At 67.7% G+C, this 10,542-nt stretch carries 8 protein-coding genes; 1 reads left to right on the top strand and 7 read right to left on the bottom strand.

Features of this window, described 5'->3' with window-relative positions; genetic code table 11:
* From E3T48_RS01250 to E3T48_RS01225, 6 genes are all read right to left on the bottom strand, one after another.
* Positions 1-1,985: alpha-mannosidase (locus E3T48_RS01250; RefSeq protein WP_420898338.1), on the bottom strand; the 1,985-nt coding region annotated here is incomplete at its 3' end.
* Positions 1,986-2,002: 17 nt separating this feature from the next.
* Positions 2,003-2,860, bottom strand: coding sequence for a carbohydrate ABC transporter permease (locus tag E3T48_RS01245; protein WP_134522072.1), 858 nt, complete (start codon positions 2,858-2,860; stop codon positions 2,003-2,005).
* A gap of 3 nt (positions 2,861-2,863) precedes the next feature.
* Positions 2,864-3,814, bottom strand: coding sequence for a carbohydrate ABC transporter permease (locus tag E3T48_RS01240; RefSeq protein WP_134522071.1), 951 nt, complete (start codon positions 3,812-3,814; stop codon positions 2,864-2,866).
* Between the two features lie 4 nt (positions 3,815-3,818).
* A complete protein-coding gene (locus E3T48_RS01235; protein ID WP_134522070.1) occupies positions 3,819-5,174 on the bottom strand; it encodes an extracellular solute-binding protein in 1,356 nt (451 codons plus the stop codon).
* 130 nt (positions 5,175-5,304) lie between these two features.
* On the bottom strand, positions 5,305-6,507 hold the full coding sequence (locus E3T48_RS01230) for an ROK family protein (protein WP_134522069.1): 1,203 nt from the start codon (positions 6,505-6,507) through the stop codon (positions 5,305-5,307).
* Positions 6,508-6,654: 147 nt separating this feature from the next.
* Complete coding sequence (locus E3T48_RS01225; RefSeq protein WP_134522068.1) at positions 6,655-8,505, bottom strand: phosphoenolpyruvate carboxykinase (GTP); 1,851 nt, start codon at positions 8,503-8,505, stop codon at positions 6,655-6,657.
* Positions 8,506-8,632: 127 nt separating this feature from the next.
* Between E3T48_RS01225 and E3T48_RS01220 the strand changes: the two genes are divergently transcribed.
* A complete protein-coding gene (locus E3T48_RS01220) occupies positions 8,633-10,075 on the top strand; it encodes an XRE family transcriptional regulator (protein WP_134522067.1) in 1,443 nt (480 codons plus the stop codon).
* A 67-nt stretch (positions 10,076-10,142) separates the two neighbouring features.
* Here E3T48_RS01220 and E3T48_RS16590 read toward each other — a convergent pair.
* Positions 10,143-10,542, bottom strand: a 400-nt coding sequence (locus tag E3T48_RS16590) for a hypothetical protein (protein WP_198417601.1), incomplete at its 5' end; no start/stop codon positions are given.

Here is a 10,542-nt window from a genome sequence, read left to right as displayed (position 1 = left end):
GCGGGCGCCGAGTGGGCCACCGCCCCGCCGGTCGTCCCGGCGCCGAGCCGGTCGGTCGTCCCGGCGCCGAGCCCGGCGATGCCCCGCACCGGGTACGGTCCGGCGTTGAGGGTGATCGACCCGCCGCCCGCGCCGCAGAGCGCCGTCACCGAGGCCGACACCAGGCCGTGCAGGGTCTCGGCGACCTCGGCGTAGTGGCGTTCGGCCTCCTGGTGCACCCAGGCGATCGACGAGCCGGGCAGGATGTCGTGGAATTGCTGGAGCAGCACGGTGTGCCAGGCCTGCTGGAGCGCGTCGTAGGGGTACGCGGCATCCGTCTGCACCGCCGCGGTGCTCGCCCACAGCTCCGCCTCACGCAGCAGGTGTTCGCTGCGCCGGTTGCCGCGTTTGGTGCGGGCCTGCGAGGTGTAGGTGCCGCGGTGGAACTCGAGGTACAACTCGCCGGACCAGACCGGGGGCTCCGGGTATTCGGCCTCCGCCGTCTCGAAGAACCGCTGTGGCGTCGACAACTCGACCGTGGGCGACCCCTCCAGGGACGCGGTGCGGCGGGCCGCGGCGATCATCTCGCCGGTCGGGCCTCCCCCGCCATCGCCCCAGCCGAACGGCACCAGCGAGGTGTGGGCGGCGCCCTTCTCGGCGTAGTTGCGTTGCGCGCGCGCCAGCTCCTCCCCGGACAGCTCGGCGTTGTAGGTGTCGACGGGCGGGAAATGCGTGAAGATCCGGGTACCGTCGATGCCCTCCCAGAGGAAGGTGTGGTGCGGCATCAGGTTCGTCTCGTTCCACGAGGTCTTCTGGGTCAGGAACCAGCACGACCCGGCCGCCGCCACGATCTGCGGCAGCGCCGCCGAATAGCCGAAGGAGTCGGGCAGCCAGACCTCCAGCGGTTCGACGCCGAACTCCTCCATGAAGAACCGCTTGCCGGCCACGAACTGGCGGGCAAGCGCCTCGCCGCCGGGCATGTTCGTGTCCGACTCCACCCACATGCCGCCGACCGGCACGAACCGGCCGGCCGCGACCTGCGCCTTCACCCGCTCGAACAACTCCGGGTAGTGCTCCTTGAGCCAGGCGTACTGCTGGGCGGATGACGCGGCGAAGGCGAAGTCCGGATTCTCCTCGATCAGGGCCAGCACGTTCGAGAACGTGCGGGCGACCTTGCGCACGGTCTCCCGCACCGGCCAGAGCCAGGCGCTGTCGATGTGCGCGTGGCCGACGGCGTGCACCCGGTGAGCGCTCGCGGAGGCCGGGAGCGCGAGCACCGGGGCGAGCGCGGCCCGGCCGACCGTCGCAGTGCCGGAGACGTCGTCCGGGTCCATCGCGTCGATGCACCGCTCCAGGGCGTGCAGGATGTCCGCCCGCCGCGGCAGCGCCTTCGGCAACTGGCGCTGCAAGCCGTTGAGGGTCCAGAAATCCTGCACGAGTTCCCAGACCGTCTCGTCCCGCAGGGCCAGGTCGACCTGGCGCAGCGTGTAGATCGGCTCGGTCCCGGCCGTGGCCGGGTCGCCCAGGGCAGTGGGCACGAAGGTGAAGCCGCTCGTGACATCCGGGTTGGACGCCGCCTCGATGTAGAGGTCCACGGCACCGCCGGGAGAGAGGGCGATGGGCACGCTGCGGTTCCGGGGCGAGATCGCCTTGAGGATGACCCCGGCGGGCGACCAGGCGATCCCCTCGGCCTGGAACCCGGGGGTGGCGGTGCTGAAGCCCAGGTCGACGACCACCTCGAGCCGGGTGGACTCGTCGACCGGCCAGCCGGCCGGCACGGTGCCGGTGGCGTGGAACCACGTGGTGCCCCACGGGCGTCCCCACGGCCGGCCGGTCTGGAACGGACGGTACTCCTGCCCGGCGGCCTCGTCGAAGCTGACCGGTTCGCCCGGCGCCGCCCACGCCGTGAGCGTGAGCGGGACGGCCTTCCGGTGGATCGCCGGGACCAGCCTCTCCCGGACGAACCGGTCGATCCGCAGTTGAACGAGCGCGCTGTCGTCATGCATGGTCTGTACCTGGCCTTCTACCCCTTGATTGCGCCGGACATCGTGAATGATCCGCCCATCCCACGGGAAACAAGCACGTAGAGCAGGATCACAGGCACGGAGTAGAGCACCGAGAATGCCGCCAACTGCCCGTATGCGATCGCGCCGTACTGGCCGAAGAAGCTGTAGATGCTCACTGCGGCGGGCTGTTTACCGGGCGAGAGCAACAGCACGAACGGCACGAAGAAATTCCCCCACGCCTGGATGAAGACGAAGATGAACACCACCCCCAGGCCGGGCCGCATCAGGGGAACGACGATGCGCCGCAACGCGTTCATGGCGCTCGCCCCGTCCACCCAGGCCGCCTCTTCGAGGCTGATCGGCACGGAATCCATGAAGTTCTTGGTCATCCAGATCGCCATCGGCAATGACGTGGCCGCCATGAAGAAAATGGTGGCCGGCAGCGAGTCAAGCAGGTTCATCCGCACGAACAGGCTGTACACGGGCACCATGATAGCCGTGATGGGGAGGCACGTCCCGAACAGGATGGCGTACATGAACGGCTTGTTGAAACGCATTGTGTACCGCGAGAGCGGGTATGCGGCGAGAACGGATGCGACGACGGTCACGATCGCGGTGCCCCCGGACAGCAGGACGCTGTTCCAGAGCGGCAGGAAGGTGAGTCCCGGCGTGAGCACGGCTGTGAAATTGGCCAGCGAGAGTTCGGCCGGAAGCTGCGTCTGATAGCTCGCCTTCACGTCGAGTGACGCGAGCACCAGCCAGGCCAGGGGCAGGAGAAAACACAGAGCGATCACGATCAGGATGCCGTTTGAGACGAGGGCGGAGACGTCCTTGCGCGGGGATGCGATCGACGTCGGAACGGCGCGCGGGGCCATCCGCTATTCCTTTCCCGGGCGCAGGGCCCGAATGTAGACGATGGAGAAGACCGCCCCGATCAGCAGCATGACCGTGGCGATGGCCGTGCCGTAGCCGATGTCGCTGAACTTGAACGCCTCCTGAAATGCCATCACGGGCAACGTCGTACTCTGGTTGCCTGGACCGCCGGCCGTCATCACCCAGATCAGGGTGAACACGGACAGGGTCTGCAGCGTGATCAGCATGAGATTCGTGGTGATGCTGTTCTTGATCATGGGGATCGTGATCAAGGTCAGGCGTGTGATGCCGCCGGCACCGTCGATCATGGCGGCCTCGGTGACCTCCACAGGCACATCGTTGAGCGCGGCCCGGTAGACCATCATCGAAAAGGCCGTCCCTCGCCAGACGTTGGCGAGCACCACGGCAAGCATGGGAAGGCTGTAGAGCCAGTTGGCGCCCGTCATTCCGAACCCGGCCAGGACCTGGTTGAGGGTGCCGTCCTTGCTGAAGTACGCATACGCGACGAAGGCGGCGACGATCTCGGGCAGCACCCAGGCCGACACGACGGCGGTGCCGACGATGCCGCTGACGACGCGATTGGCTCGGTTCATCAGAAGGGCGATGCCCAGCCCGAGGAAGTTCTGTCCGAGGATGGCCGATGCGACGACGAAGAGCACGGTGAGCCACAGGGAGAGCGGGAAGACCGGATCGGCGAACAACCTCGCGTAGTTGTCGAGACCGATCCAGTCCTGGCTCCGGGCGTGCGCCCCGGTCAGCGCGGCGTTGGTGAACGAGCCATAGAACGACCAGAGCACCGGGCCGAGCAGGAAGACCGCGAGGAGAGCGGTTGCCGGGCCCAACGGAAGCACCCGGGTGAGAGTGCGGAGGCGGCTTCCCCGGCGGGAGCCGGAACCGGCTGGTTCCGACCTCGCCGGGGACGGCTCTCGGGTCGGCACGCCGGGTCCGGCCGTCATCCGACTACTTCTTCGAAACCTTGTCGGCGCCGACGATTCCTTCGACCGCCTTGTCGTAGGCCGCTGCCGCCTCGGCGACACTCTGCTGTCCTGTGATGACCGCTTCGGTGGCCGCCTGCACCTCGGCGGAGATCTTGGCGTAGTCGGCGGTCGCCGGCCGATAGTGGGTCACGTCGACGAGTTTCGTCACATCGGCGACGAACGGGTTGGCGGCCAGGTAGGCCGGGTCCGCGGCGACATCCGTGCGCACGGCGATCTGCGAGTTGTTGACGGCGTACCAGAGCGCGTTCTCCTCGTTGACCGCGAGGGTGAGGAATTCGAAGGCGAGATCGGGATTCTTGGTCTTGGCCCCCACCGCGAGCGTCCACCCGCCCGACATGCTCACGCCTCCGGGAGCCCGGCCGTCCTGGGTCGGGAAGGCGGCCACGCCCATGTCGTCGGTGTAGGCCGGCCATTCGTAGGAGCCTCCGGTCTGCCAGAACGACGGAGTGTACGATCCTTCGACGGTGCCGCCCAGCTTGCCCTGCGGGAACAGCTCGCCGAACACCTTCTTCCACACGTTCGGGTCGAGGGCCTCAGACGGGTCGAGCGCGAGCTTCTCCGAGTACAGGGTCTCGAGGAAAGCGAGCGAGTCCTTGAACCCCTGGGACCCCACGACCCATTTCTGGTCCTTCTCGTTGTAGAGGGTATCCCCGGTGCCGTAGAGCAGTTCGTAGAAGCTCTGCATGACGGTGCCCTCGCCCGTGCCCTTGCCCGCGTACATGTTGAAGGGCACCACTCCCGGTTCCGCGGCCTGGATCTTTCGAGCGGCGTCGAGAATGTCGTCCCAGGTCTTCGGCTGCCACGGAACGGTGATGCCGGCCGCGGTCAGCACGGGTTTGCTGTACCAGATCGCCCGGGTGTCGGTGCCGAGGGGAACCGCGTAGACGCTTCCGTCATCGCCCATGCCCGCGGATTTGGCACCCTCGTTGAATTTGGACCAGTCGTCCCACGTGGCGAGGTGGTCGTCGAGGTTGAGAAGGTACCCGGCGTCGATGTCGGAGCGCACCCGGAAGGTGTCCTCGTAGAAGACGTCGGGGGCGGTCTCGGCCGACTGCTGCGACAGCGCGAGCTTGGTCGAGTAGTCATCGTCTCCGGCCTGAATCGGCTGAAGGTCGACGGTCACGCCCTTGTTGGCCGCCTCGAATTCCGGCTTGATCTTGGTGAAGAGAGTGTCGAGCGCGGTGAACGAATCCGTCTTCTCATAGACGATCTTCAACGTCTTCTCCCCGCTGGTCTCCGCGGACGACGAACAGCCGACCAGCGCGACCATCGAGGTCGCGACCAGCACGGACACGGCGATAGGTGCATTCCAACGCATGGTGCTCCTTCTGCTCCATCAGTTGCCCCCCACGGGCGTATGCCGATCGGTGACCGGCAGGTGGCACGCTGCAATAGTAAATCGAATGGACATATTCGACAAGGAGCTCCGCCGGACGGTTACCGACCCGTTATTCGGAGAGCAGGAGCCGGGCCGACCGGGGGGCGAGGACATGATCGAGAACGAGGCAGGCCGCGCCGATGGCGCCCACATCCTCGCCCACCCCGGTGCCGACGACCTCCACCCGGTGGACGCTCCGAGCAACCGACAGATCGTCGAGCACCCCCGGAACGAGGTGGAGGTAGGTACCGCTCAGCCGAGCCCAATATGGTCCACCGAAAACTACCCGGTCGACGTCGAGGAGATTGGTGATCACGGAAACGGCACGGGCAAGGTGCACAGCGGAGCGCTCCAGGATGGCCATGGCGCCCCCGTGCCCGGCCGAAGCCAGCGCACACAATGCGGAGAACTGTTCGTCGGTGGCGTGGGCATCAGGAGAGGCCTGGCTGCCGCCCAACACGCCGGCCGACTCCGCCTCACGAACGAGATCCTGGGGAGTGCACGTGACGGCCACGCACCCGCGCAGCCCGCACACACACGTCCCTCCATCCGGGTCGACGATGATGTGCCCGATCTCTCCGGCGTTGGCGGACCGGCCGCGGACGACCTCATCGTCGAGGACCAGGCCTGCGCCGATTCCCGTGCCCAGATAGCAGAAAACGAAGCTACCCGAACCACTGTGACCACCGACCCACATCTCGGCCACGGCGGCGGCTGTGACATCCTTGTCGATGATCACGGGGAGCCCGGTCGATCGTGCGAGGGCATCGCGGAGGGGAACCAGATGCCACCCGAGCAGGTGGGGCGGGTCGATGACGGTACCACGAGCCGGATCGATCGGACCGGGAGTCGCCACCCCGAGGCCCGCGATCCTGAGTCTGTCGATTCCCGACGCACGAATGAGGCGCTCGATCTCGGATGAGATCTCAAGGATGATCTGGTCCGGGTCGTTGGCAGTGGGGGTCCTCGTGCTGGACCGGAGCACGACGCTCCCGGTCAGGTCCAGGATTGCCACGGTCATGACCGCCGGATCGAGGTGGACACCGACCGCAAACACCCCGCCGGGGTTGAGCTGCAGGATGGTTCGCGGCTTGCCAGGGCCGATGCTGGTCTTGCCGGCCTCGATGACCGTCTCCCGGTCGAGCAGCCTGCGACAGATGTTTGAAATGGTCTGTGCGGACAGCCCCGTGGACCGCCCCAGTTCTACCCTGCTGAGACCGGTCTTCGAACGCCGGATGGCATCCAGCACAACCGCTGCGTTGAAATCACCCATCCGAGGTAGATTCGTTCCGCGGCGGGACCTCGGGTCACGCTCTTGAGCCACGGATTCACCTCATTGCTCACACCGACGGATGAGTTGAATCCTACGACCTCGCGCGTTGCCTCGGCCGCGAGAGGGGGGAGGCGGGGCAGGGGCGGGCTAGGCGCGGAGGTTGTAGCGCACGCTGGCGAGCTCGGCGTGGAGGGCCGGCGGCACCCGGCCGCCGAACTGGGCGAAGTACTCCTCGGTGAGGTCGCACTCGGCCAGCCACGAGGCGTGGTCGATGTGGAAGAGCTGCTCCGCCGCATCCGTCGACAGGTCCAGGCCGTCCAGATTGAGGCCGCCCTCGGCGGGAAGGCGTCCGATCGGGGTGTCGACGGCATCCGCCTTGCCCTCGATCCGGCGCACGATCCACTCGATCACGCGCGAGTTCTCGCCGAACCCGGGCCAGAGGAAGCTGCCGTCGTGCCCCTTGCGGAACCAGTTCACCTGGAAGATCGCCGGGGCCCTGGCGCCGAGTCCCTTGCCGACCGCGAGCCAGTGCGCCCAGTAGTCGGCCATGTTGTAGCCGCAGAACGGCAGCATCGCGAACGGGTCACGGCGCAGCTCGCCGACGATGCCCTCCGCCGCGGCGGTCTTCTCCGAGGCGATGGTGGCGCCCATGAACACGCCGTGCTTCCAGCTGCGGGCCTGGGCGACGAGCGGCACGTTGGTCGCGCGACGGCCACCGAACAGGATGGCGTCGATCGGCACGCCGCCGAACGCCTCCCAGTCGTCGGAGATCGACGGGCACTGGGCCGCGGCGACGGTGAACCGGGAGTTGGGGTGCGCGGCCGGGGTGCCCGAGGCGGGCGTCCAGTCGTTGCCCTCCCAGTCGATCAGGTGGCTCGGCGGCGTCTCGGTGAGTCCTTCCCACCAGACGTCTCCGTCGTCGCGCAGCGCCACGTTCGTGAAGATCGTGTTGCCCCAGACGGTGGCGACGGCCGTCGGGTTGGTGACCTCGCCGGTGCCGGGGGCGACGCCGAAGAAGCCGGCCTCCGGGTTGATCGCCCACAGGCGCCCGTCGGTGCCGGGGCGCAGCCAGGCGATGTCGTCGCCGATGGTCTCGACCTTCCAGCCGGGGATGGTCGGGCGCAGCATCGACAGGTTCGTCTTGCCACAGGCCGACGGGAACGCGGCGGCCAGGTGGGAGACGCCGCCCTGGGGCGAGGTGACCTTGATCAGGAGCATGTGCTCGGCGAGCCAGCCCTCGTCGCGGGCCATCACCGAGGCGATCCGCAGCGCGAAGGACTTCTTGGAGAGCAACGCGTTGCCGCCGTAGCCGGAGCCGTAGGACCAGACCTCGCGGGTCTCCGGGAACTGCACGATGTACTTGGTGTCGTTGCAGGGCCAGTCGACGTCGGCGCGGTGGCGCCCGTCGGCGTCGAGGAGCGGGTATCCCACGCTGTGCAGGGTGTGCACCCAGCTCGCACCGGCCTCGATCAGGCGCAGCACCTTCTGGCCCATCCGGGTCATGATGCCCATGTTGAGCACGACGTAGGGCGAGTCGGTGATCTCCACGCCGAGCTGCGAGATGGGGCCGCCGAGCGGGCCCATCGAGAACGGCACGACGTACATGGTGCGGCCGCGCATGCTGCCGGCGAAGACCTCGGTCAGCTCGGCGCGCATTGCCACCGGGTCGGCCCAGTTGTTGGTGGGGCCCGCATCGTCCGGGTCGGTCGAGCAGATGAAGGTGCGGTCCTCGACCCGGGCGACGTCGGACGGGCTGGTGCGGGCGAGGTAGCTGTTGGGGCGCCATTCCGGGTTCAGCCGGATGAGCTTGCCCTCGGTGACGAGCTGCTTGGCGAGGGCGTCGGCCTCGCGCAGGGATCCGTCGCACCAGACGATCGCGTCGGGCCGGGTCAACCGGGCGATTTCGTCCACCCAGGCCTGGAGGTTGGGGTCGGTTGTGCCAGCGGCGTTGCGGGACTCGCCCCCGCCGGTCTGAACTGAGACATTCGCGATGGTCATCTCCTGGCCTTTCGTGGTCGATCCGGTGCGCCGGATGGGTACCTGTAAATCAAGAATGCGCCTGTTTCTCGCATTCCGCAGGTAATCTTTCCGTTAAGAATTGTGATTCTTTCGGTAATGTTAAGGAATGCCCACACGTGCTTCCGACCTCGTCACCCTCGGCCTGCGCATCCGTCATTTCCGCGGCGAGCGCGGGCTCACCCTCGACCAGCTCGGCGACCGGGTCGGCCTCGCCGGCAGCCAGCTCTCCCTGATCGAGAACGGTCGGCGCGAGCCCAAACTGTCGACGCTGCAGGATGTCGCCACCGCCCTGGCCGTGCCGATCACCGAGCTGCTGAGCGGCGAGGCTCCCAACACGCGGGCGGCCCTGGAGATCGAGCTCGCCCGGGCGCAGAAGAACCCGCTCTACGGTGCCCTCGGCCTGCCGACGGTGAAGGTGACCAAGGGCATGCCGCTCGCGGCGCTCGAATCCCTGCTCGGCCTGCACCGGGAACTCGCCCGCCTGGCCAGCGAGGCCATCGCCACGCCGGAGGAGGCCAGGCGGGCGAACACCGAGCTGCGCGAGCAGATGCGCGAGCAGGACAATTACATGCCCGACATCGAGCAGCTCGCCGAGGACCAGGTGCGGGCATCCGGTCATCTGTCGGGCGCGCTCACCCACCGCGAGGTGAGCGTGATGGCAGAGCAGCTCGGCTTCAACCTCATCTACGTGAACGACCTGCCGGGTTCGACCCGGTCGGTGACCGACCTGGTCAACCACCGCATCTATCTGCCGCCGGCGTCGATCCCCGGCGGTCACGGGCTGCGCTCGATGGCGCTGCAGGCGATGGGGCACCGGCTGCTCGGGCACGAACGCCCCGACAGCTACGCCGAGTTCCTCTGGCAGAGGCTTCAGATCAACTACTTCGCGGCGGCCTGCCTGATGCCCCGGAACGCCTCGGTGGCGTTCCTCGCCAACGCCAAGCGGGAGCGTGAGCTCTCGGTCGAGGACTTCCGCGATGCGTTCGGGGTGACCCACGAGGCCGCCGCCCTGCGCCTGACCAACCTGGCCACCTCCCACCTCGAGATGCCGCTGCACTTCCTGCGGGTCAACGGCGACGGCGCCCTGCAGAAGGGCTACGAGAACGACGGACTGCCGCTGCCGGTCGACGTGACCGGGTCGATCGAGGGCCAGTACGTCTGCAAGCAGTGGAGCGCCCGGAGCGCCTTCACCCACACCAACCGCACCACCGAGTTCTACCAGTACACCGACACGCCGGTCGGCACATTCTGGTCGGCCACCCAGACCGGTGCGGCGGACGGCGGCGAGTTCTCGATCAGCGTCGGGGTGCCGTTCGCGCAGGCGAAGTGGTTCCGCGGCCGGGAGACCGCCCAGCGGGCGGTGTCCCGCTGCCCCGACGAGTCGTGCTGCCGCCGCCCGGCGTCAGAGGTCTCCTCCCGCTGGGCCGGGAAGGCCTGGCCGAGCGCCCGGCTGCACGCGCATGTGCTCTCCCCGCTGCCGAGTGGCACGTTCCCCGGCGTCGACGACACCGAGGTCTACGAGTTCCTCGAGGCGCACGCCGCCGAGTAGCACGCGGCGGCGGCCCCGAGGGTGCCGCCGCGTGTCAACCGCGCCGTGTCAACCGCGCCGTATCAGCTCAGAGAACCCCGCTCAGGTCGTCGAAGAAGTACGTGCGGTCGGACGGCATCGGTGCATAGCCGCCGGCGCCGACGAAGTAGTCGAAGAAGACACTCACCTTGTTGTAGGTGCTGGTCAGGTTCAAATTCTGGGTCGGCTTGGTCAGGTCGTAGGTCGTCGGCCCGTCGGGGATGTAGTGGGTGGAATTGTCGCCGAAGTCGAAGGTCAGGGTCTCCCACGCCCCGGCGACCGTGGTGAACGCATCCGTCTCGACGTTCTGACCGGGGTTACCCGCATTCTCGACCTTCATCCGAACGCGCACGCCCGCAGCAGGGCTGTAGACGCTCATCGTCATCCGGGTCTGAGTGGCCGTGAACGGGATCGTGTCGACCGACAGGTTCGCACCGGTGGACACGGTG

Origin of the sequence: Cryobacterium fucosi (genome assembly GCF_004403515.1) — a bacterium.
GTDB lineage: Bacteria > Actinomycetota > Actinomycetes > Actinomycetales > Microbacteriaceae > Cryobacterium > Cryobacterium fucosi.
Note: the sequence above shows the minus strand (reverse complement) of the source record. Positions and strands in the feature narration are given on the sequence as shown.

Coding starts and splice junctions, on each gene's coding strand:
- E3T48_RS01220 (WP_134522067.1), top strand. CDS start 8,633: ATGCCCACACGTGCTTCCGACCTCGTCACCCTCGGCCTGCGCATCCGT.
- E3T48_RS01225 (WP_134522068.1), bottom strand. CDS start 8,505: ATGACCATCGCGAATGTCTCAGTTCAGACCGGCGGGGGCGAGTCCCGC.
- E3T48_RS01235 (WP_134522070.1), bottom strand. CDS start 5,174: ATGCGTTGGAATGCACCTATCGCCGTGTCCGTGCTGGTCGCGACCTCG.
- E3T48_RS01230 (WP_134522069.1), bottom strand. CDS start 6,507: ATGGGTGATTTCAACGCAGCGGTTGTGCTGGATGCCATCCGGCGTTCG.
- E3T48_RS01245 (WP_134522072.1), bottom strand. CDS start 2,860: ATGGCCCCGCGCGCCGTTCCGACGTCGATCGCATCCCCGCGCAAGGAC.
- E3T48_RS01240 (WP_134522071.1), bottom strand. CDS start 3,814: ATGACGGCCGGACCCGGCGTGCCGACCCGAGAGCCGTCCCCGGCGAGG.